Here is a 21554-nt window from a genome sequence, read left to right as displayed (position 1 = left end):
AGAGGTGGACGGGGAGGGTGGAGGGGAGGGGTGGCGACTCAGGGTGGCGGGCGCGGCGGGGCTGGGCTGGGGCGGGTTTGCTGCGGCGGGATCGGGGGTGCGCTCATTGAGTCGGTGGGGTGCTCGGCGTGGCGGCGGAGGAGCTCGGTGATCCAGCGGGCCGCTTCCTTCTGCGCCGCGAGCATGTGGTCGCGGGCGTCGGCGACGTCCTGGTCTTCGACGTCGACGTTATCGCCGAGAATCGTTGCCCACTGACGGCTCAGCTCCTCCGCGTACCGGGCCTTGCGGAGCTGCTCGTCGAACTGGTACTCCAGCTTGACCAGGCGGTCGACGTGCGGCTGAAGCGCCGGCATGATCCGTTCGTCGAGGCGGACGGCGGCGTCCGGGCGGCAGGTGATGAGCATTTCGCCTCGCTGGTAGTGCCACAGGGGGTCCTCGGCGAGCGCCTGCTGCAACGCCAACTCCAGGTCCCCGGCCCGGTGCGGCGGTAGGTCCCGGGCGGCGTCGGCGGCGAGCCGGGTCAGGCGCTGGATCGCGTTGGGCTGGAAGTACTGCACGTACCAGCTCAGCACCTCGGCCCGCATGCTCGTCGGCGACGACCAGGCGAAGGTGGCGCGGATGTAGAACGAGTACACGTACCCGCGTGCGGGGACCGCGATCAGCCGGGGCGCGTCGCGCTGTTCGACGAGCGGGCCGGACGGCGACGGTGCGGCGGCGGAGCCGACGGGCGCCTCGTCCTGGAGCGCGGCGACCAGTCGATCCCAGCTTCGCGCCCACCACCGCCAACTGCGCACACTGACGTCGCGGGCGATGGTCAGCCCACGAATGCCCCGGTGCCGCCACTGGTCCGCGGGCTTCGGCCTCCCATCGGGGGCGTCCGTCATGGCACCCCTCCACGGTCACGGATCCGCGTCTCACGCTAACAACCGGTGACCGATATGCCCGCCGCCACGCCGTCACCGACCGCACATACCGACGCGAACCGGACCACCGCGCCGTCGCCGCCGGCAGAGCCTGGTTGGTACGGCCCGAGCCGGTACGACACCGCGCCGTCGCTAGGTGATCGTCGGACTGTCCTGTGCCGGTCAGCCGGGGCGACATCCTGCCCAGATGCGCAGACTGTCGAGGGAGGGGATCGTCCGGGGTTCACCGAGCATTCTGGAGCAATTGAGGTGCCGAGGGGTGTTGCCGCCGGCCCGTAACGGTGAGACTGGGTCCGATCCGATAGTGACGCGGATCGATGGATCGGATGGTCTGGAGGCAGCCTGTGTCCACCCTCGTGTCCCCGTTGGCCACGCTCGGCGCGATCCGCCGGCGTACCAGCACTCTCGCCCTGCTCCTCGCCCTGGTCGCCGCGGCCCTGGTCGGCCCGTCCGTGGTGACCCCCCGGCTGACCGACTCCGCCTCGGCTGCGGTCTACAGCTCCTGCACCATCAGCCGATGCGCGGACGCCCGCACCGCCCGTTCCGGATGGTCCGCCAAGGGCTTTCCGACCAGCCGTGCCTGGTATTCCTGGAGTGGCGGCAAATCCAACTTCGCGGGCGGCCGGTTCTACAACTACGAGGGTCAACTGCCCACCAACGCCACCTACTACGAGTACGACGTCTACCCGCGTACCCAGGGCGCCGCCCGGGACGCGTACCGGATCGTGGTGAACCGCAGCACCGGGGTCACCTGGTTCTCGCCCAACCACTACACCGACTTCTACCGGCTCTGACCGACCCGGGGCCGACCGGCTGCGGTCGGTCGGCCCCGCCTGTCGGGCAGACCAGGAGGCACATGATGATCGATGAGGACAATGGTCGGTTGCCCGATTGGCTGACCATGTGCCGCGACGGCGCCCCAGAGGTGCCCGGCGCGGCGGTGCTGACCGGTGCGGCGACCCGGACCCGGCCCGCGCTCTTCGCCGCGTTGGCCGCCGCGCTGGCACTGCCGACGTACCTGGGGGACACCTGGGACGCCCTCGCCGACGTGCTCCGGGAGCGGCTGGACGTCGGCCCGCTCACCCTGCTGATCAACGACGCCGGTCAGCTGCTCGTCGACGAGCCGGCTGGTCAGTCCGCCCTGCTGCTCGCCGTGCTCGGCGACCTCGCCACCACCGCCCCGCACCCCCTCCGCGTCGTCCTCCACGACCCCACGCCCTCCTGACGGCAGCGGATGGCTGTGTGGGTGCTCAGTTCCCGACAGTCGGGGCAGCGTGAGGGTGCGGTGACGGTGGCGGTGACGGTCGGGTGACGGGCCCTTCGCGATCCTCGTGCCGAGCCGGGCAGGGTGCACCGGCGCGGGCAGCGGGGAGGCCGTGCGGTGGACTTCGTCGACGGGGTGTTGGTGCGGTTGGCCGATCCTGGCACCCGCGCCGCGCTCTTCGATGACGCGTCGCTGGCGCACCTGGTCGAGGCCGCGTACGACACCGAGGCGATGCCGGTCGCGCCGCCGTACGCGGCGGTCTTCGACGAGCTGACCCTCGGCTTCGCCGCCGCCCCGGTCACCCTGGCTGAGGGGGAGTGGCTGGGCTCCGGCGGCACCACCCGCACCGAGTTGCGCGTACGCCTGCACGGCCTCGGTGGCTCCGCGCTGCGCATCGACGCCCTGTGGCGGGGCAGCCTGGTGGTGCGGACCAGCACTGCCCGGGACCGGGTCGAGGACCTGGACGTGGCGGTACCCGCCTTCGACGTGGACCCGCAGATCGTCGCCGACCTGGGCGCGCTGCCGGTGGACCCGGCGCAGTTGGAGACCGAGCGTCGGACCCGGCTGGTGGCGCGCCTGCGGGCCGGGCTGCACCAGCCGGCCGCGTTCACCGACGCGCACCTGGACCGGCTGCTCGCCGGTGTGGGCGCCGCGAACGCCGGCGACCTGGTGACGCGCATGAGCGGGCAGGCCGCCGGTGCCACCGTGAAGCTGCGCTACGCCGCCCCGCCGGCCGCCCCACCCACTCCGCGCCCACTGCCGTTCGCTGCCGCCGTGCTGATTCGCGACCAGGGGTTCTCCCTGGCCGACCTGCTTGTCGAGACCCGCCTGGTGCGGGCCCGTGCCGAGGAGTTGGGGCTGGACGTGCCCGCACCGGACGACGTCCGGCGACGGCACCGGGTCGTCGCCGTGTGGGTGGTCCCCATCGAGACGTTCGACGACGACGGGTGGCCCGGCGGCGACACCGGCACCGACGCACAGAAACGGGCCGCCCGGTTCGCCCGGGCCGGCCAGTGGCTCGCCCGCAGCGGCATCGGGCTCGCCGCCCTGGCGACCTGAGACCCCCGGCCACTGGCAGCCGCAGCGGCCGGGAGCCGCCCAACGACACCAGCGGCGCGGAGCCGCCCAACGACCTCAGCGGCGGGGCGCCGCCCAACGACCACAGCAGCAACTTCGTCCGGGAGGACCCGTGGCACCGACAGCAGCATTCCCGTTCATCGAGGTCCGGATCGTGCCGCCACCGGCGCCGCTGGCCCAGCGCTCGCCGGGCGTCATCGCCGTGGTGGGCAAGGCGCCGTCCACGGCCGACGGCGGTTCGGCACCGGCGAACACGCCGGTCCGGATCGAGACCCTCGACGACGCGGTGACCAACTTCGCCCGGCGGCAGGCTGGCAACGTGGTCCGCAACGCCCTCTACAACTCGCTGGAGTTGGCGTTCCTGCAGGATCCACGCCCGGCCAAGGTGTACGGGGTCAAGGTGTCCGGCGACGACTACGCCGCCGCGCTCGGCGGTCTGGAGGCCGCCGACGACGTGACCATGGTGTCGCTGGCCAACGAGTCGAGCGTCGGCAATCCCGCCGGTGCCGGTGCGCCCACCGGGCTGCACGCGCTCAAGGCGCACGTGGAGACGATGTCCGCGGCCGGCCAGCGGCGGATCGGCTTCGCCATGGTCAACCCGGCCACCGAGAAGGGGCCCACCTACGTCGCGGACATCATCGCCGCCGCGAACCCGCTCAAGAGCAGCACCAGCCGGATGCTGATGATCGCGGCTCGGGGTGCGGACGGTGACGCGGCCACCGCCGCGATGGCCGCCGTGGCCGGACTGCCGGTGCACCACAGCATCGTGTTGAAGAAGATCCGTGGGGTGGCCATGCCGGTGGCCAAGCAGTACAGCCCGGCCGAGATCAAGGGCCTCTCCGAGGCCAACCTGACGCCGATCATCGACCCCACGCTGATCACGGGGGAGAGCCTGCACTTCGCCGACGGGCGGTTGTTCACCTCCGACGCGAGCCTGCTGCACGTCGACCTGGTGCGCACCCTCGACCAGATCGAGTTCATGTTGCGCGCCGGCCTGATCGGCCTGGTCGGCGACGCCCGGATCACCAAGCCGGGCATGACCCTGCTGAAGACCCAGGTCGACGGCATCCTCGGCCCCCTCAAGCGGCAGTCGGTCATCGACGACTACCGCATCGAGATCCCGGTGCTGGACATCCTCAGCATCCCCGAGGTCGCGCGTACCGCCACCGACACCTCGATCGTCACCGCCGCCCGGGCCGACCGCACCGTCGACCTGGTCGTCACCGTCACGTACGGCCCGGCCGTGAGCCGCCTGCTGGTCACGCTCGTGGCCAAGTTCTGACCCGGAGGAACCAGACCATGGAGTGGAAGACCCGCCTCGCGGTGCAGTACACCAAGGGCACCGAGACGGTGCTGATCAGCCCGATCGACTCGTTCAGTCCGTCCTTCTCGCTCAACGTCGAGGCGCTGCACTCGTGCGAGGTGACCCACATGGGTGTCATCCACGCGCCGGTGTCGATGAACTTCACGATGACCGTCAAGGCGATCGGGGACGTCGCCGGCCGGCTCACCAAGTTGGCCCTCGACGGTGAGCTGTTCGACATCGCGCTGCTGGAGCACACCGGCGACGACTGGGCGTTCTCGTCCTTCGTGCTCCAGGACTGCATGATCACCAGCGCGACGCCGACCACCGCCACCATCTCCGGCGCACCGGCGGCCACCTTCAGCGGCTTCAGCCTGGCCGCCACGGTCGACCCGAAGACCGGCGACCAGTCCGTGCTGCCCTGACCCGTCAACGACAGCGCGCCAACGTCAGCCCGTCCACGATCAACCGGAGGTAGCAGATGGCGACCGGTGCTGGCCGTGCCGCCCGGGTCACCCGTACCGGGCTGGCCCTGGTGCACGCGGGTGAGTTGGTGCTGCCGGCGGCCGGTAGCGAGGCGGAGGCCGAGCAGGTGGCCGAGGACGACCGCGCGGTCATCGCGTACCACTTCCCGGTGGAGATCGAGGTGGTCGCGGCCGGCGGCGCGGTCGACGCCGACGCGCTCGCCGACCTCGCGCTGGCCCGCCTCGCCGAGCACCTGGACGGGCGGGTCTGACGGTGGCCATCTCGGTGCACGTGCCGGTGCGGATCCGGCTGGACGCCCGGTCGGTGACCGAGCGACCGGAGGCGGTGACCGAGGCGCTCGGCGCGGCCCTGGCCCGCGCCCTGGAACGCTCCCGGCGCGAGGTGGTCGCGCCCGCGGCGGCTACCTGGAGGTACGCGCCGAAGCGCCGACCTTCCGCTGGACCGGCGCGGCCGGCGAGCGGGTGTCGCCGGACGACCGGCGGGCCTTCGAGGCCCGGCTGCGCCGGCGCATCGACGAGATGGTGACCGCCGCACGGCTGGACCCGGGGCTGCCCCCCGGGGTGGCTGCGCCGCTGAGCCGACCGGCGACCGAGCTGTTCGACCCGCAGCGGATGCGCCACCTGCTGGCCGTCTACCGGGTGCCGTCCTACGACGACGGTGGGGACGCCGCCGAGGTGCCGGTGGACGGCGACGAGCCGCCCCCGGTGACCTACCAGTGGCTGCTGCGCCCAGCCACCTACGTGGTGAACCACATCGCCGAGCTGGGCCGTGAGGCGGTACGCCAGCACGGCGGCCTGCCGTCGGGCACCCCGCAGGGTGTGATCGCCCGGGTGGTCGGCTCCGACGGACGCCCGGCCTGGGCGATCCTGGTGAACACCACACCGTGGTCGGTCCTCACCTTCGAGCGGTTCGGCGAGACGGTGTTCCGGGCCACCCCACAGCCGCACTTCGAGGTGGAGGAGCGGGTGCCCAGCCCGCAGCCCGGAACGGTGCAGCGGCGGCCCGTCGCCGATCGGAGCGCCCTCGTCGCCATGGTGGACGAGGAGCTCAGCGCCGACATCCGGCAGCGGCTGCGGACCGCCCAGCCGCGCGGCGAGACGACCAGCGTGGACGAGTACCAGGCGCAGATCGAGCGGGCCGTCGACGGGGAGGTGACCCGGCGGGTCGACGCGATCCTCGCCTCGGTGGGCGGGGCGATGCCGACCTGCCTGGTGGTGGTCCAGATCGGTGGGGTGTCGCTGCTGCTGGTGGGCACCGAGGAGACCGACGCCACCATGCACTGGACCGGCACGGCCAACCTGCTGCCGATCAGCGTCGAGCAGCACCCGGCAGCCCCACCGGACCCGAACGCACCCCCCGGCGGTGGCATCGGCGGTGGCACCGGAACCGGTGCGGGCACCGGCAGTGGAACCGGCGTCGGCAGTGGAACCGGCTCCGGCGCGAACGGTGGACCGGGCGGCACCGGCACCGGCGGCCTTGGCACGGGCACCGGGCCGGGTGGTGGCGCCGGTGGCACCGGTGGGGACGGCACCGGCGGCGCCCGGCGGGGCGGGTTCGTCTTCGACCCGAGCAGCCCCAGCGCACCAGCGACCGGCGAGGGTCGACGGTTTCCCGCCGTCACCGGCGAGCACTCCGAGATGCGTGCCTGCGCCCCGTTCAACGGCGAACCGGAACTGGCCGCGCTCGGCCCGGACGGCGACGAGCTGCGCCGGCTCATGGACGACATCGCGTTCCGCCTGCAGATGGGTGAGCCGTGCCGCTATCCGGCGAACTTCTGCCTCCAGGCCGCCTCCATGCTGCGCGGCCGGGCCGCGGCGATCAGCCTGCTGGTCGGCGCCGCCGAGCGTGAGGCGTTCAGCCGGCCCGTGCCGGCGGGCACCGGAGGGCTCGGCCCGCTGGACTTCCGGCCGGTGGCCTCGCCCGCCGTGCAGTTCCTGCGCCACCTGGCCGGGGTGGTGCCCCGCCTGGACCACCTCGCCCAACTCGTCATGGGCCGCTACAGCCAGCCCGAGCACTTCGCCCGGATCCAGGGCGGCTGGATCGACTCGTCGGCGTCCTGGAACCTGCACTTCATCCAGGCGCTCAGCGGCGCGATCAAGGGCGCCGTCGGGCAGCTCTTCATCGTCGGCAGCCAGGCGATGCTGGTGCAACTGCTGCTCACCTCGCGTACCGGCATCGACGCCCGGATCACCAACTTCGATCAGTACGCGCCCATCTTCGAGCGGCTGATCGTCTCCCAGCTCACCGACTACGCCGAACTTCAGGGGCTGCGCGAGCGACTACGCCGCCACGAGGCCGCCCGGTGGACGGCCGAACACACCGACGTCGGCGGCGGCACCCTCGCCACGGTGAGCATGGCCAACCCGTCCACCGCCTGGTACGGGGCGGCCCGGGCCATCTCCAGCGCGTTCCTCGCCACCGAGGCCGCCCTGACCAGCCCCGGCGCGGCCGGCGAGATCGTCGAAACCGACGGCACCACGCGGATCCGCGACGCCCACGCGGTGCTCTGGACCCTCGCCGAGATCGAACAGGCCCTGGTCATCCAACGCGGCGAGGCCGAAGGCATCGACCCGCTGGTCAAGCAGATCACCGACCTGCCCGACCTGCTGGCCCGCTTCGCCGGCAACCGGTCGGCGATCCGCGACGAGCTGTGGCGGGTGCTGCAGGACATGCGGCGCAACAACACCGAGATGCTCGGTCGCGCCCGCACCGACGCCCGGTTCGCCTTCAAGTCCAGTCGGATCAGCGAGCACATTCCCTCGGCCACCATCCCCCGTGGACGCTTCGCCCTGCAGGGCATCCACCTGGTCACCCACCAGCAGATCGGCGAGTTCTTCGGCGGCAACCTCTACTACGCCACCGGCGTCGACGACCTGTTCAGCACCGAGCTGGGCCGGGAGGCGCTGAGCTCCTTCGGCATCATGGTGGGGATCATCGTCCTGTCGCTGCTCTGCCCGCCGCTGGGCTTCGTGGTCGGGGTCGCGGTCGCCGCCGTCGACGTGGCGCACGCACACCAACGCGCCCGTCTGTACTCCTCGATGCTCGACCCGGAGCTGGTGCTCACCCGCACCGAGGTCGAGGTCGAGCTGTTCGCCGCGTACCTCGGGTTGGCGTTGTCGTTGATCCCCGAGGTCGGCACCATCGGCGGCGCTGCCGTGCGCGGCGGCCGGGTCGCCCTGCGCTTCGGCGTCCGCGCCGGGCTGCGCGCCGCCCGAGGGTACGTGGTGCGCCGCGTCACCCGGCAGATCATCGAGGCGGCCTCCCGCGACCTGCTCCAGGCGTTCCTCACCGAGATCCTGCTCAACGAGGTGTTGGAACGGGTCGTGCAGAAGCTGATGGAGCCGGTGCTCGCGTACGTGGAACGGGAGGCGATGCTCAGCGGCGCGGTCGGCGGCCCGGAGGGCGCCCGGTTCATCCTCATGGTGCTCGACTCGCAACCCGGCGGCGCCGCCGGACCGCGCGTTCCGGTGGTGCGGCCGTGACCGGGCCGCGCCGGTTCCGCGCCGGCCGGTTCCTCGACGCCGCCGCCGTGCACGCCGCCGCCGACGCCAACCCGCGGCTGCAACGGTTCATGCGGACCGTCGCCGCGCACAGCGAGGCCGGCGAGGTGCGCTCCCGGCGGCTGCTGGAACACCTCGTCCGGCGCATGATCGACGACGTCGCCGACCTGCACCTGAACAACGCCATCAACCGGCTGGAACGCATCGCCGTGCTGCGCGACAACATCGCCGCCATCCTCGACCACGTGCTGGAGGGCGGCACTCTGCCCGACGGCGTGCGGGTGGCCACCCTCGGCGAGTACTTCGACCAGCTCAACACGGAGATGCGGGAGCTGAGCCGACCCCGCGAGGGCATCGTCGGGGACGCGCCGCTGCGGCTGGCCGACGACTCCGCCGCGTACGCCGACTCGCTGCTGCGCGAGTTCGACGCCGGCGGCGGCGCGGGCGGCCGGCACGTGGAGCCCGCCGCCGTCGTCGGCGACGCGTTCCGGGCCATGCCGGCGGACCGGCAGGCCGCGCTGCGCCGTGCCGCCGAGCTGGAACCGACCGCGCTGTGGCACGCGGTGGCCGCCGAGTCGCAGGCCGGCAAACGGACCGCCCTGGCGGACCTGGAAACCCGGCTCGGGGGCCGGCTCACCCCCGACGAGCTGGCCCGGCTGCGGACCGCCGTCGACGACCTCGGTCGTGCCCGCTCGCGCGGCCTGCAGATGAGCGAGGCGCGACTCGCCGAGGCTCTCGCTCGGATCGCCGACCCGGACCTGCGGGCCGTGGTGGCCGGTGGCGACGTCTGGCTCACCCAGCAGCTCGCCGTGCACAACCCGGAGGCGCTGGCCACCCTGTGGCGGCGCTTCCGCGACCGGGGCGGCCGCGCCGACGACGGCCCCGGCTTCCGCGCCTACCTGCGCCACGACATGGTCACCTACGGCCGGGGTGTGCTCGGGGAATACAGCGCGGCGTTCTCGCTGAGCAGCATCGAGCTGTTCCTCAAGGGCCCGGACGCCAACGTCAAGGTCGCCGGCACCGACCTGGTCGGCATCGGCCACGACGGCTGGGTGTGGCTGATCGACGACAAGTCGCACCGCGCCACAAGCGTCGGTGGGGTCAGCGCGCTCACCGACAACCTCGTCACCAACCTGCGCCGCGACGCCGCCGACTTCCGCGACGCGATCGCCCGGCTGCAACGCGACGACCCCGGCTTCACCCCCGACCCACGGATCCTCGACGCGATCTCCCGCATGGAGGACGCCGCCGCCGAGATCGACCGGATCAACCGGCGCGGCTCCGCGTCCACCCGGCCGGCGCGGATCAGCCGGGCCCTCGAAGAGCGCCGGCTGCGGCTGCGGGTGACCAGCGCGGCCGGCGAGGTCCGTGAGATCACCCAGGCGCTGCGCGACCTCGGCCTGGCCGTCGAACCCACCGGTACGCCGGTGCCGCTGCCACCCACCGGAGGGCGCTGAGCATGGCCACCACCAGCTTCATGCGGTACGGCACGGTGCCGTCCGCGATCATCAGCGACGGAATCCTGCCGATCCCGATCTGGGCGGTCACCGCCATCTCCCTGGCCCAGACCTACCACCTGCCGCCGATCGGCTCCACCGCGCACAAGGCCATCGTGGCCACCCACGACGACACCATCACCCTCACCGGTGTGCTGGTCGGCCCCGAACGGTACGCCTGGAAGTTCGCCCTGGAGACGATGGCCGAGGCGAGCAAACGCGGCACCGCCCTCGCGGCGTACTCCGGTGGGAGGTTTGGCGGGCTGATCCTCGTCACCTCGATGACCATCCGCACCGACATGCAGGTGCAGTCGCTGACCTTCAACGCCTCGGCCGCCCGCCGGGACGTCCTGGACACCACCATCACCCTCGTTCACGTGCCCCGTCCCAGCCTGCTCGGCAAGCTGCTCGACGTGGCCAGCATCGGAGTCGGCGCGCTCGCCGACGGGTTGGGGAACTGATGCCACCGTTCCCGATCGACCGCTACCTGCTGCCGGAGACACCCATCGAGGTGCCCGACGGGTTCACCGAGGTGCGGCAGAGCCTCACCGCCGGCCTCCCGCACCGCATCGAGCTGGGCGCCGGCGTACACGCGGTGCTGATCCTGCCCACCGGGCTGGCCCGGCAGTGGCTGGACACCGACCCCCTCGCGGTGGTCAGCAGCTCCGCCGACGACCTGGCACCCAGGCCCGCGCCCCCGGCCGTGCCCCGGGCACCGGCGCTGGTCGGTCGGGTGCCGCTGCGCCTGGTCGTCCGCCAGGGCACCCGGATCCTCGGCTCGGTGCCGCTCGCCGCCGGCCTGCGCCGGGTCTGCCCCGACGCCGGACCGTCGACCACCACCGGCGCCGCCCCGATCGCCGTCGAGGTGGTGGTGCTCACCTGGCTGCTGCACGCCGGGACGGTACGCGGCTCCGGTGACTACGGCTCGTCGGTGGCCCTCGCGTGGCGGCCCGCGGACCGCGCGGTGGACCAGTTCGGGCCGCCGCCGATCAACGAGTTCGTCTGGCGTCGCCGCCCGCCCGCGCAGCGCGTCGAATCCGAGCTGGGCCCCGGCAAGCTGCGCTACCGCTACCTGCTCGACAAGAAGCTGCGGAGGGTTCTGCGATGACGCTCACGCCGTTCCAGACCGGCCAGGTACGCCAGGGCGCGGTGGGCAACGACGCCGGCTGGACCCTGACCTTCCACCGGGAAACCCCGACCGGGCTGAGTCAGGACGCCGCGCTGACCCTGTCCAGCGCGGACTACTACGCGGCCATCGACGCCGCGCTGCCCGACGGGCTGGGCCCCGGCGCGTACACGATCACCGTGCAGGGGCTGATCGACGAGCACTTCGCCGCCCTGCGCACCGCCGAGGGGCAACCGCCGCTGGTGGCGAAGCTGCACCTGTACTGGCGTGACGCCAACACCTCGGTCGGCGCCTTCTTCACCAACCTGGTCGGCGTCAACGCCGGCCCGTCACCGGCCGAGCTGACCCAGGCGCTGGTCGCCGTGCTGCGGGTGACGAAGGTGCGCCGGCTCACCGGGGAACGGACGTACGACACCGAGCTGACCCTCGTCGAGCAGGCGTACGCCCGGCTCGGGCAGCGGGTGGCCGAGCGGTTCGAGGCGGAGAACTTCACCGCCGCGATCCGAGCCGTCGCCGACCGGAGCAGAGTGGACATCGCGACCTGGGGCGCCAACCCGGACGGCACGATGACCCGGGGCGCCAGCGAGGCGGCCGGTGACGAGCGGGTCGCCTTCGGCGCCGGCCTGCTCTACCGCGCCGCGCTGGACCGGATCGGCGGCGCGTTGCAGCAGTCGCTCAACGCGTACGGGCGGGGGATGCTGCTGATCCGCGACGGCACCGTGCACGTCGGCAAGCGGCCCATCCCGTACCCGGAGGGAGAACCGAAGCCGCTCACCCTCGCCACCGGCCTGCTGGCGTGCACCGAGAACGGCAGCCAGGACACCGACCCGTACGCGGCCACCGAGTCCGGCGGCACGGCCGCTCCGCGCCGTCGAGCGTGGACGCTGACCCTCAAGGGTCGGCCCGACCTGAAGCCCGGTGACCTGGTGTGTTTCGACCCGCCGGCTGTGGACGAGGCCACCACGCTGGGCAGTGTCGGCGCGGCACTGCTCGGCTCGTTCGCCGCCCCGTTCGCCCCGTCGACCGGGGAGCTGGGCGCGGGGGCGAAGCTGCTCTACCTCAGCGCGGCCCGGCACACCCTGTCGCGTACCGCCGGTTTCGTCACGGTGGTGCAGGGCGTCGAGGTCACGTCGGGCACCCAGGCCTGGGACAGCTGGAGTGACGCCTCCGGCGTGGGCACCGCCGAGCCGGCCGGCCCGGCGTCGTCGCCCGGCGTCGCCGCCGCCGAGGCGGTCCGTCGGGCGGCCCGCGCGGCCCGGGGCGAGACACGCGGCCTGGAGATCGGCGAGGTACGCGCGGTGGCCACCAACGCCAGCGGCGCCGTCGAGCCGCCGGCGCAGACCGAGACGGTGTGGGAGGGACTGGCCCGTGCGGACGGCCGACCCAACGGGGCCCGCCGCCTGCCGGTTCGCCGGGAGCAGCCCGCGCCGCTACCCGGGGTGACCTACCTGACCCCGTTCGCCTGGGGTGGCTGTGGGCTCATCCTGCCCCGCTACCCGGGCACTCGGGTGGCGTTGGCCTACCGCAACGGCGCGCCGGACGACCCGGTCGAGGTGGGCGCGCTCTGGCCCACCGGGCACGCCCCGGTCTCCGAGCCGGGGGACTGGTGGCTGTCCCTGCCGGTGGGTGTGGCCACCAACAGTCGTTCGTCGATCGGCGACACGGTGGTGCCCGCCGACCACGACGGCAAGGTGACGCACGACCTCACCGACGGCGACGGCAACCGGGTCATCGAGCTGGGGGAGCTGACCGTGCGGGTGGGCCGGGCCCAGCTGCAGGGTCGGGGTCACCGCCCGGAACGCGCCGACGAGGCCGACAGCATCACCATCGAGCACGCCGCCGGTGGGTCGTCGATCGTGATGAAGCAGGACGGTTCGATCACCATCACCGCCACCCAGATCGACCTGGACGCGGGCAACGGCGCGGTCAACATCAGCGGCGGCAGCGTCAACATCGCCGCCGACGATGTCGACGTCCAGGTCAGCAACGCGATGAACGTCCACTGAGGAGAGCGACATGGCTTTCGTGCTCACCACGTCGAGCGACGTGCACTGCCCCAACCAGGGGAAGGTCTCTCCGGCCGGGCAGGGCAAGCTGACTGTCGACCACATCGCGGTGACCCGGCCGGACGGAATCAGCGGCAAGTCGGTGGCCGGGTGCACCATCACCACCAGCAACTCCACCAAGCAGTGCAGCACGGTGACCACGGCGACCGGAGCCGCCAGCAAGCTCAAGGTCGGCGGTGCCGGGGTGGCACTGGATTCGCTCAGCGGCGCCACCGACGGCTCCAGCCCCGGCCTCTCCGCCAGCGCCGGGCAGAGCAAGCTGAAGGCGGCCTGAGGTGGACCGGACCGAGCGGGAACGGCAGGCCGCCCAGCGCCGCTACCTCGGCTGGGGGCTCGCCTTCGAACCCACCATGCCCGGCGTGGACCTGGCCCGCGACGTCGTCTTCGACGACGGCCCGAACGGCCGGGTGCTGGCCCTCGTCGCCGGCACCGAGAACGTGGCCCAGAGTCTCGCGGTGGCACTGACCACGCTGCGCGGCTCGAACGTCTTCGACGCCACGTTCGGTTTCGACGGTCTCAACGCCCTCGCCGAGCAGATCGAGCCCAACCTGATCCGCGAGCAGGTGCGCATCGGCATCATCACGCTGCTCGACCGCGACCCTCGCGTCCGCAAGATCGTCGACGTCAACCTCGACGACGGTCGGCTCGGCGCGAACGGCACCGACGACGCGGCCCGGTCCGCACTCCGTGCCTCTCGCACCCTGCAGGTGCAGGTCCAGTTCGAAACCATCACCGACGACCGGCTCTCGGTGCATCTCGGGGAGCTACCCAGTGTCTGATCCCACCCTTCCGGCCGAGCTGGCCGACGTCCTGGCCGTCGACGCCGCCGCGCTGCGGGCCACCGGCTCGACCGGCTTCGGCATCGTCGAGAGCGGCTTCGTGCCGAAGTCCTTCGCCCGGTTGCTCGCCGAGAAGCTGGCCACCGCCCGACTGCTCTTCGGCGACGACATCGACCTGACCAGCGGCGCCGTGCTGCGTAAGGTGCTGGAACTGGCCGCGCTGGAGGACGCCCGGCTGTGGGCGGCCCTCGGCGCGGTCTACGACAACTCGTACGTGGTGTCGGCGACCGCCGACGCGCTGACCCGCCTCGGCGAGGAACTCGGCATACCCCGGCCGTACCTGCCGGCGCGAGGCACCGTGAAGCTGAAACTGAAGGCGGCGCTACCCACCGGCCGCACCCAGCTCACGCTGCCCCGGGGCGCCCGGCTGTCCACACCCGGCGGGCACCACGTGGCACTGGACGAGACGGTGGTGCTCTCCGCCGCCGTCGGCGAACGCGTGCCGGCCGTCGCCGCCTTCTACCCCGGCCCCGCGCACAACCTCGACCCCGCCCAGCCCAGCCAGAAGATCGACCGGTGGAACCGGGCCGACACCCTGCTGGCCGACCTGGACGACGCCGAGCAGGCCGCCGGCAAGGAACTGGTGGACATCACCCACACCGTCGCGCTGACCGGGGGTGAACAGCAGGTCCCCGACGCCCGCTACCGCCAACTGCTGCTGGCCGCGCCCCGCTCCATCTGGACGGCCGAGGCGATCGGCCTGGCCGTCGCGACCGTGCCCGGCGTACGCCAGGTGCAGGTCTTCGACGGGCGGGGCGGGCTGGACCTCAACCAGTCCATCTTCGGCAATTTCAACTTCATCGAACGGGTCTTCAGCACCGAACGCGACCTGGGCAACCCGTACTACGTCACGGTGTTGGTCGCGCCCACCGCCGCGGCCATCTGGGACGGCCCGGACGGGCTGCACGCCGCCGTCGAGTCGGTCATCGAGGACCTGCGCCCGGTGGGCATCTTCGCCTCGGTGGACCGGGCCGACGAGGTGGGCATCGGCGTCGAGGCCGACCTGGTGATCCGTGGCCTGCCGCTGCCCACCGGCTCGAAGGAGACGGTGAACGCCTCCACCGCGGCCACCGAACTGCGCGCCCGACTGCACGCCCGACTGCGCCGCTACGTCGACGAGCTGCCGTTCGGCGAGCCGGTCCGCGCCGCCGAGGTGATCTGGACGCTGATGAACGAGCCGGGTGTCGCGGACGTCCGCTCGCTGCGGCTGGTCCGCTTCCCGGCCGACTCGGCGGTGGTGGTGACCGGCAGCGTGCCCACCGGCGACGGGGTGCAGCGGCTGCCGGTCGGCGACAACGCGGTGCTCGCCGCGAACCAGGTGCCCGTCTACGTCGACCGGGACGACCCCCGGCCGTTCCGGATCGTCTGAGCGGGGGCGCGATGACCGACATCCGGGTACCCGTGGACGGGGCCGACCCGTCCGTCGAACGAAACCTCGTCGACCAGTTGGAGGGCCCCTATCCGGGGACCGTCCGGCGGGTGGTCGTGCCGATCGCCACCACCGGCGCCGCCGCGGTGGACTGGACCAGCCGCCACCCGTTGCTCACCGTGGTGCTGCGCCGCGACCTCGTCGAGGAGACCGTCCGGGTGACGGTCACCGTGGATCCGGGCGGCACCGCCGAGCGGGTGCTGCCCCCGGTGGTCTTCGCGCCCTGGTCGGCCGCCGGGGCGTCGGTGCCCGCGTACGTGCCGGACACCGCCGATGAGCCGCTGGTCGCGTCGTTCACCGTCGCCGTGAAGGCCGAGCGCGCCGTCGACGCCGCCGCCGCCACGGCGGTCACCGGTGCGGCGCTCACCGCCCTGGTCGAACTGGCCGTGGTGGAGGGCAACCTGGGCCGGTTGCTCTACCTGACGTCGTACGAGAAGCACCGGCTGCGCCGCGCGGCCCGGGAGGTGCACGCGTACCGGACCCTGGCCCACGCGCGGCGCGACGCGCTGGACCGCATCGGCGCGGACGTCGGGGTGGCCCGCTTCGTCGACGAACTGGTGCACGAGCCGGCCAGCGGGGAGGTCTACGCCCGCCGGCTGGCCCCGCCGGCCCGCGAGCCGGACCCCGCGTACGCCCACCGGCTCGGGCTCTACCGGCGGTTCCTGCTGCCCACTCCGGGTGCGGTGCGCCAACTGCTCAACGGCCCCGGCAGGGACACCGACCCGAATGCCGGGCTCTTCGCGGACCTGCCCGGCGGCGCACGGTTCACCCTGCGCGAGGACGACGACCGGTTCGCGGTGGCGATCCGGTTGGTCGCCGCCGGTGATCCGCAACACCGCACCAACTTCCTCGCCCAACTGCGCCGGGACCGCCTCGTCCTGCCCGCGAACACACCGCCGAACAACACCGTGCACGCCGGCCGGGCGTCACCGGCCAGCCGGTTGACCGAGGTCACCGCGCTGCGGGCCAGCCTGCGCCAGTCGTACGCCTTCGGCAGCGCGCACGGCGTCGCGCCGCCGCTGGCCGCCGCCCTGGACCGGGCGGGGCGGGTCTGTCGGGCGCTCGGCTCGTCCGTCGTGTGGCAGGTGACCCGGGCCCAGGACGACGCCGGTGCCAGCCGCTACGAGTTGGGTCTCGGCGTGGACATCACCCCGCCGACCGGTGCGCAAGCCACCGACCTGCGCAACCGTGTGCTGGACACCGGCCGGGCGGCCACCGACGACCGTACCGCCGAGGCGTTGATCGCCGCCGCCCGCGCGCGTGGCGTGCCCACGGTCGGCGCCGACGGCGCGCTGGCGTGGCTGTGGCAGGTGTGCGGGTTGCAGACCGTCCACCGGATCAGCACCGCCTCGGTGTACCTGTCCCACCTGCCCACGAGAGGGCTGGCGGTGACCGCGCCGGTGAGCGCCGCGGTCGGCGCCGACACGGCGGTCGAGGCGCAGTTCCACGCGCCGGGCGACCCGGGCGGCAACGCGCTGCTGCTGTCCGCCCTGGCCGGAGCCGCGGCCGCCTGGACCGGCGGTGGCGAGCCGGGATGGGCACAGCTGACCGACGCGGCGGCCCGGACCCGGTGGGCGGCGGTGCCGACCCGGCCGGCCGGGCAGCCCGTGGACCAGGTGCTCGCCGCCGCCGGCCTGCCGGCGGTACGGGATCCGGCGCCGGTGGTGGCCGCGCTGAACCGGCTTCCCGACGAGCTGGTGGAGACCATCGAGCTGCCGGCGGCGCTGGCCAGCGCGCTGATCGCCGGGCAGCCGGCCGCCGGCGACCGGCTGGCTCGGCTGGTCGGGCTGCTACGCGACCAGCACCTCGCCGCCGCGCTGCCGCTCGTCGACACCGGCAACCGGGTGCTGCTGGTGTGCAGCCTCATCGGTCTGCCGCAGGCCGGGCTGAACCTGTCCGAGCGCCGGGCCACCGGGTTCCGCTGGTACACGGTCGGGCTCGGCGGCGGCACGGCGGAGATCAAGGCAGTGGGCGCGCGGACCACGTTGCGGCCCACCCACGCCGGGTTGGTCGCCGTGGTGGCGCTCGCCTATGTGCGTACCGGCCTGACCGACCCCTACGAGTTCCGGGTGGAACTGCCCGACGGGGTGACGTTGACCCTGGCGCAGTACGAGCGGCTGATGAACGCGCTGACGAGGGTCTGCCCGCTCGGCGTGGAGATCAACACGTTCGGCATTCGCCGTGACCACGTCGACCTCGACGCCGACGGCGCCGCCGAGCCGCTGCGCCCGGCGGTGGCCCGGACCTACCGCACCTTCCAGCAACGCCGGCACCGCGGCGTGTACGACCAGCTCTGAGAGGGACATCATCATGGCGAGCGAGATCAACTACGACGGGCTGACCGTCACCGAGCTCTACCGGATGTTCACCGAACACGGCATCCCGCAGACGGACGCCAGTGTGCTGGTCTCGTCCTGGATCTACGAGAACGTGGGCACCGCGAAGCGGGTGTTCAACTACGCCGAGTCGTTCCCGGCGGTGGAGCCCGGCTGTGCGCCGCCGCCGTTCGCCCGCACCTTCGCCCACGCGGACTGGGTCGACGGCGAGGATGTGGTGCAGGCCGGGCAGACCCCCGGCGAGCAGGGCTTCAACGAACGTTTCCACCGCATCGAGCACGACCTGGACCACCTCGGCACCGACCTGGCCAAGGCGTTCTCCTGCATGGCGGTGATGCGGGTGAGCCTGCGCCGGTTGCTCGACGAGATCCGCGCCGAGATCAACCGACTGCACTCCACGGTGCACGAGAACAGGGTCGAGGGCGGCCCGATGCACATCGAACAGATCCCCAACTACATGAGCACCCTCGACTTCGGGAAGTACATGGGCACCACGATGTTCCTGGACAAGAAGGTCAGCATCTGGCAGACCAAGGCCGGCACCATCGTGCTGCCCGCCGTGGAGACCCTCGGCGTGGACGTGGTCGCCGGCCCGAAGGTCCGGGGCGCCGCCTATCTGGAGCGGTACGCGGCCGAGAACGGGGACGTCCGGCAGCGCTTCCCACGCGAGGTGAAGCTGACGGAGTTCATCCGCTCCTTCGGCGAGGATGAGTTGGCCGACGGCCGGACGGTCCGCGACGTGCTCAAGGTGCTGCCGGCGGAGACCGCCTATCAGAGCGTGGACGCGATGTTCGGCGAGGTGAGCGAGCGGGAGGCGGCCATCGTCCGGACCACTGTCGGCGCCCAGTCGGCGGTCGCCGCCGCGCTCGGCATCGAGACCGAGCTGGAGAACGTCGGGGACGCCGACATCGCCATGCTCGCCGGGGTGCCGACCAAGGCCCGAGCGGCGCTGACCCGCGCCGGGATCAGCACGCTCGGCAAGCTGGCCGACACGCCGGCCGAGCGGGTGCTCGGCATCATGAAGGAAGCAGGGGTACGCGCCGAGGCCGGCGACGCCGCCGAGTGGACCGGGTACGCCCGGACGCTGAGCAAGCTGCGCTGAACGGCCGGTACCGAATCCGGCGAACGGTTGATCCACGCCGTTCGCCGGGTCGGTGTGACGACACTGCGCTGGCGTGTCGATCGTCCACACCCGACCGTGGAACTGCCACGGGGCGATCGGTGCGAAGGGCGCATGCATGGCTGTTCACGAGGTAACGCACGAGCTTCGCACCGGGGCGCCGGAGACCGACGCGGGGCAGCCTCCCCGGTACGCGTTGCGGCTGCTCGGCGGGTTCGGGTTGGAACGCGACGGGCGGCTGGTGGCGGTGCCGCAGGGTGCTCGCCGACTGCTGGCCTACCTCGGCGTACGCCAGCGGTGTGCCCGGTCTGAGGCCGCCGGCACGCTCTGGCCCGGCTCGCACGAGGAGCGGGCCCGGGCCAACCTGCGGACCATGCTCTGGCGGCTGCACCGGGTCACCCCCGAGCCCTTGGTGGAGGAGGACGACCGGCTGACCCTGGCCGCCGGGGTGACCAGCGACGTGGCCACCCTGGGCGCGGCGGCCACCACACTGCTGGCTGGCGGGTCACCGGTTGGCGGCGGTCCCGGCGTGCCGGTGCTGGCAACCGGCGAGCTGCTGCCCGGCTGGTACGACGACTGGGTGCTGACCGAGCGCGAACGGCTCCGCCAGACGCAGCTGTACGCGCTGGAGGCCCTCGCCGAGCGGCTCACCACGCAGGGCCGCTTCAGCGAGGCGGTGCAGGTGGCGCTGACCGCTGTGCAGTTGGAGCCGCTGCGGGAGAGCGCCACCCGCACGTTGATCGCCGTGCACCTGGCGGAGCGCAACATCAACGAGGCGGTACGACGGTTCGAGCTGTTCCGCGCCGACCTGGGTCGGGAGCTGGGCGTCGCCCCGACCCCCTGGCTGGAGCACCTGGTGCGGGCCGGCATGGCCGGCGGTGCAGCCCAGCATCCGTGACCGACCTACCCCCGCGCCACCTTTGCTCTGCTTCAACCGAGGCAACAGTAAGGGCCGCTCAGTGTTGCCTCCGCTGAAGCAGAGCAAAGGCGGTGACCGGGGGTGGTGGGTGGTGGGGTCGGCGCGGTGGCCCGCCTTGCCCACCGCCCGGGTCAGTGCGTTGCGGGCGGAATGCTCTGCTCGTACTGGAAGACGTTGTGGGGGTCGTACTTCGCCTTGATCCGGCGCAGCCGGTCGAAGTTGCGTCCCCAGTAGGCGGTCTCCCACTCGGCCATCCCGATGTTCGGCACGTTGACGTAGGCGCCGTCCACGTAGGGCCGCAGCGCCTGGCTGAACTCGGCGATCCAGGTCTGGGCGATCGGGGTGACGGCGTCACCGCTGTCCGGCTCTCCGCGCGTGCCCCAGCCGGCGCCGGGCTCGGAGTAGAAGAGTGCGTCGCGGTGCGGGAACGCCGCGCCACCGAACGGTTCCCGCCTTTGCGCCCCAGTGCCGAAGGCCTGCGTGAAGAAGTTGCTGTCGGCGGAAGGCGCGTCCTCCATGAACGCGCGAATCACGCTGATCGCCTTCTGCGGGAACGGTTCGCGGGTGAACTGTGAGAAGAACTTCCAGTTCGCGGGCTCGTCCTCGGTCGGAATCTGGAAGCCGGCGTAGGTGTCGCTCCAACCACCGATCTGCACCGTCACCGTGGGGTTGCCGACCGAGAGGATCGGCGCCAGCAGCTTCCTGGCCTCCGCCTCCGAGCCTTCCGCGAGCACCCCGAACAGCAGGATCTCGTTCGGGTGGACCTCGAGTTGGCTGCCGAGGCGGGGGTCGGCGAACGGGGCGCTGCGCTGCCAGAAGTCGAAGACCCCCTGCAGGTCGTCGAGGCCCTCCCAGGTCGCCTGCAGGTAGGCGACGCTCTTGAGCGGGGCCACCTTGTAGGTCAGTGAGGTGACGATCCCGAAGTTGCCGTTTCCCGCTCCGCGCAGCGCCCAGAGCAGGTCCGAGTGGTTCCACGGGTCCACCTCGAGCACCTTCGCGCCGTCGGCGCCGGCCGCGACGACGATTTCCGCTCCGATCAGGTTGTCGCAGGCCATGCCGAGATAGCGGGTCAGGAAGCCGAAGCCGCCGCCGAGGGTCGCGCCGGACAGGCCCACGGTGCCCTCGGTTCCCGTCGTCGCCGCCAGGTCGTACTCCCCGAGCGCGGTCACCGCCTCCGACTGGTTGAGCCCGGCGCCGACTCGGGCGGTGCGGCTGGCGGGGTCGATGTGGGCATCCTTCAGCTCGCTGACGTCGATCACGATGCCGTTGTCGACGTTCGACCAGCCCTCAAGGCTGTGGCGGCCGCTGCGCACCCGCAGCGCGACGTTGTTCTGCCGCGCCCAGGTGAGGGCGTTGACCACGTCCCGGGTCTCCTGAGCGAAGACGATGACCAGCGGATAGTGAACGAACAGCTCGTCCCAGCCGAGGCTCGCACTCGCGTAGTTGGGGCTCTGGGGGCGGACGATGCGGCCGGTCAGCTCCGCCGGCGGGTACTTCGCGTCGGAGGGCCACGCGGGACCATCGGCCGCGATTGCCGAACTGCCGGCGATCATGCTCGGGAGAGCGACCGCTCCGGCGCCGACGGCCGTCGCCCTGAGCAGATCGCGACGAGAAAGGTCGCGCATGGTCGAATCCTCTCGATCGGTGTCACGCCGAGAATGTGAACCAAG

The 21554-nt window shown here is 72.5% G+C and carries 19 protein-coding genes; 17 read left to right on the top strand and 2 right to left on the bottom strand.

The features are described from left to right. Positions 1 to 38: 38 nt before the first annotated feature. Positions 39 to 884 carry a hypothetical protein gene (locus PCA76_RS17990; RefSeq protein WP_272611594.1) on the bottom strand — a complete coding sequence of 282 codons (846 nt, stop codon included), beginning with the start codon at positions 882 to 884 and terminating at the stop codon, positions 39 to 41. A gap of 395 nt (positions 885 to 1279) precedes the next feature. Here PCA76_RS17990 and PCA76_RS17985 point away from each other — a divergent pair, with 395 nt between their 5' ends. The 17 genes from PCA76_RS17985 (at position 1280) to PCA76_RS17905 (ending at position 19863) form a co-directional block, all read left to right on the top strand. After that, the gene (locus PCA76_RS17985; RefSeq protein ID WP_442930268.1) at positions 1280 to 1717 is read left to right on the top strand and encodes a ribonuclease domain-containing protein; all 438 of its coding nucleotides are present in this window, start codon (positions 1280 to 1282) and stop codon (positions 1715 to 1717) included. A 65-nt stretch (positions 1718 to 1782) separates the two neighbouring features. Continuing rightward, complete coding sequence (locus PCA76_RS17980; protein ID WP_272611592.1) at positions 1783 to 2148, top strand: barstar family protein; 366 nt, start codon at positions 1783 to 1785, stop codon at positions 2146 to 2148. 156 nt (positions 2149 to 2304) lie between these two features. Then, a complete protein-coding gene (locus tag PCA76_RS17975) occupies positions 2305 to 3246 on the top strand; it encodes a hypothetical protein (RefSeq protein WP_272611591.1) in 942 nt (313 codons plus the stop codon). A 130-nt stretch (positions 3247 to 3376) separates the two neighbouring features. Continuing rightward, entirely contained in the window at positions 3377 to 4546 is a 1170-nt protein-coding gene (locus PCA76_RS17970; protein ID WP_272611590.1) for a hypothetical protein, read from the top strand. A gap of 17 nt (positions 4547 to 4563) precedes the next feature. Next, a complete protein-coding gene (locus PCA76_RS17965; RefSeq protein ID WP_272611589.1) occupies positions 4564 to 4992 on the top strand; it encodes a hypothetical protein in 429 nt (142 codons plus the stop codon). Between the two features lie 56 nt (positions 4993 to 5048). Then, positions 5049 to 5303: a hypothetical protein gene (locus PCA76_RS17960; RefSeq protein WP_272611588.1), complete on the top strand. Its 255-nt coding sequence runs from the start codon at positions 5049 to 5051 to the stop codon at positions 5301 to 5303. 211 nt (positions 5304 to 5514) lie between these two features. After that, complete coding sequence (locus tag PCA76_RS17955; protein ID WP_272611587.1) at positions 5515 to 8535, top strand: hypothetical protein; 3021 nt, start codon at positions 5515 to 5517, stop codon at positions 8533 to 8535. Beyond that, complete coding sequence (locus PCA76_RS17950; protein ID WP_272611586.1) at positions 8532 to 10010, top strand: hypothetical protein; 1479 nt, start codon at positions 8532 to 8534, stop codon at positions 10008 to 10010. Before PCA76_RS17955 ends, PCA76_RS17950 begins: the two co-directional genes overlap by 4 nt. 2 nt (positions 10011 to 10012) lie before the next feature. Then, entirely contained in the window at positions 10013 to 10510 is a 498-nt protein-coding gene (locus tag PCA76_RS17945) for a hypothetical protein (protein WP_272611585.1), read from the top strand. Beyond that, positions 10510 to 11157 carry a hypothetical protein gene (locus PCA76_RS17940; protein ID WP_272611584.1) on the top strand — a complete coding sequence of 216 codons (648 nt, stop codon included), beginning with the start codon at positions 10510 to 10512 and terminating at the stop codon, positions 11155 to 11157. The genes PCA76_RS17945 and PCA76_RS17940 overlap by 1 nt, the downstream gene beginning before the upstream one ends. Further along, positions 11154 to 13181 (top strand): hypothetical protein, encoded by a 2028-nt coding sequence (locus PCA76_RS17935; protein ID WP_272611583.1) that lies wholly within the window; start codon positions 11154 to 11156, stop codon positions 13179 to 13181. The genes PCA76_RS17940 and PCA76_RS17935 overlap by 4 nt, the downstream gene beginning before the upstream one ends. 10 nt (positions 13182 to 13191) lie before the next feature. Continuing rightward, on the top strand, positions 13192 to 13515 hold the full coding sequence (locus PCA76_RS17930) for a hypothetical protein (protein WP_272611582.1): 324 nt from the start codon (positions 13192 to 13194) through the stop codon (positions 13513 to 13515). Between the two features lies 1 nt (position 13516). Continuing rightward, positions 13517 to 14020, top strand: a complete 504-nt coding sequence (locus PCA76_RS17925; RefSeq protein WP_272611581.1) for a hypothetical protein — start codon at positions 13517 to 13519, stop codon at positions 14018 to 14020. After that, positions 14013 to 15449, top strand: coding sequence for a baseplate J/gp47 family protein (locus PCA76_RS17920; protein ID WP_272611580.1), 1437 nt, complete (start codon positions 14013 to 14015; stop codon positions 15447 to 15449). Before PCA76_RS17925 ends, PCA76_RS17920 begins: the two co-directional genes overlap by 8 nt. Before the next feature lie 11 nt (positions 15450 to 15460). Continuing rightward, entirely contained in the window at positions 15461 to 17806 is a 2346-nt protein-coding gene (locus PCA76_RS17915; RefSeq protein ID WP_272611579.1) for a hypothetical protein, read from the top strand. A gap of 13 nt (positions 17807 to 17819) precedes the next feature. After that, positions 17820 to 18947 (top strand): hypothetical protein, encoded by a 1128-nt coding sequence (locus PCA76_RS17910; RefSeq protein ID WP_272611578.1) that lies wholly within the window; start codon positions 17820 to 17822, stop codon positions 18945 to 18947. A gap of 136 nt (positions 18948 to 19083) precedes the next feature. Next, the gene (locus PCA76_RS17905) at positions 19084 to 19863 is read left to right on the top strand and encodes an AfsR/SARP family transcriptional regulator (protein WP_272611577.1); all 780 of its coding nucleotides are present in this window, start codon (positions 19084 to 19086) and stop codon (positions 19861 to 19863) included. 152 nt (positions 19864 to 20015) lie between these two features. Here the strand turns inward: PCA76_RS17905 and PCA76_RS17900 are convergent, their stop codons facing one another. Continuing rightward, positions 20016 to 21509 (bottom strand): FAD-binding oxidoreductase, encoded by a 1494-nt coding sequence (locus PCA76_RS17900; protein ID WP_272611576.1) that lies wholly within the window; start codon positions 21507 to 21509, stop codon positions 20016 to 20018. Positions 21510 to 21554 lie beyond the last annotated feature (45 nt).

Source organism: Micromonospora sp. LH3U1 (genome assembly GCF_028475105.1).
GTDB lineage: Bacteria > Actinomycetota > Actinomycetes > Mycobacteriales > Micromonosporaceae > Micromonospora.
The sequence above is the reverse complement of the archived record's forward strand: the minus strand, read 5'-3'. Positions and strand labels throughout refer to the sequence as shown.

What these genes read in the sequence shown, in the direction of transcription:
- PCA76_RS17930 (WP_272611582.1), top strand. Translation starts at nt 13,192, where the DNA reads ATGGCTTTCGTGCTCACCACGTCGAGCGACGTGCACTGCCCCAACCAG.
- PCA76_RS17990 (WP_272611594.1), bottom strand. Translation starts at nt 884, where the DNA reads ATGACGGACGCCCCCGATGGGAGGCCGAAGCCCGCGGACCAGTGGCGG.
- PCA76_RS17965 (WP_272611589.1), top strand. Translation starts at nt 4,564, where the DNA reads ATGGAGTGGAAGACCCGCCTCGCGGTGCAGTACACCAAGGGCACCGAG.
- PCA76_RS17935 (WP_272611583.1), top strand. Translation starts at nt 11,154, where the DNA reads ATGACGCTCACGCCGTTCCAGACCGGCCAGGTACGCCAGGGCGCGGTG.
- PCA76_RS17910 (WP_272611578.1), top strand. Translation starts at nt 17,820, where the DNA reads ATGGCGAGCGAGATCAACTACGACGGGCTGACCGTCACCGAGCTCTAC.
- PCA76_RS17980 (WP_272611592.1), top strand. Translation starts at nt 1,783, where the DNA reads ATGATCGATGAGGACAATGGTCGGTTGCCCGATTGGCTGACCATGTGC.
- PCA76_RS17945 (WP_272611585.1), top strand. Translation starts at nt 10,013, where the DNA reads ATGGCCACCACCAGCTTCATGCGGTACGGCACGGTGCCGTCCGCGATC.
- PCA76_RS17915 (WP_272611579.1), top strand. Translation starts at nt 15,461, where the DNA reads ATGACCGACATCCGGGTACCCGTGGACGGGGCCGACCCGTCCGTCGAA.
- PCA76_RS17900 (WP_272611576.1), bottom strand. Translation starts at nt 21,509, where the DNA reads ATGCGCGACCTTTCTCGTCGCGATCTGCTCAGGGCGACGGCCGTCGGC.
- PCA76_RS17940 (WP_272611584.1), top strand. Translation starts at nt 10,510, where the DNA reads ATGCCACCGTTCCCGATCGACCGCTACCTGCTGCCGGAGACACCCATC.
- PCA76_RS17905 (WP_272611577.1), top strand. Translation starts at nt 19,084, where the DNA reads ATGGCTGTTCACGAGGTAACGCACGAGCTTCGCACCGGGGCGCCGGAG.
- PCA76_RS17960 (WP_272611588.1), top strand. Translation starts at nt 5,049, where the DNA reads ATGGCGACCGGTGCTGGCCGTGCCGCCCGGGTCACCCGTACCGGGCTG.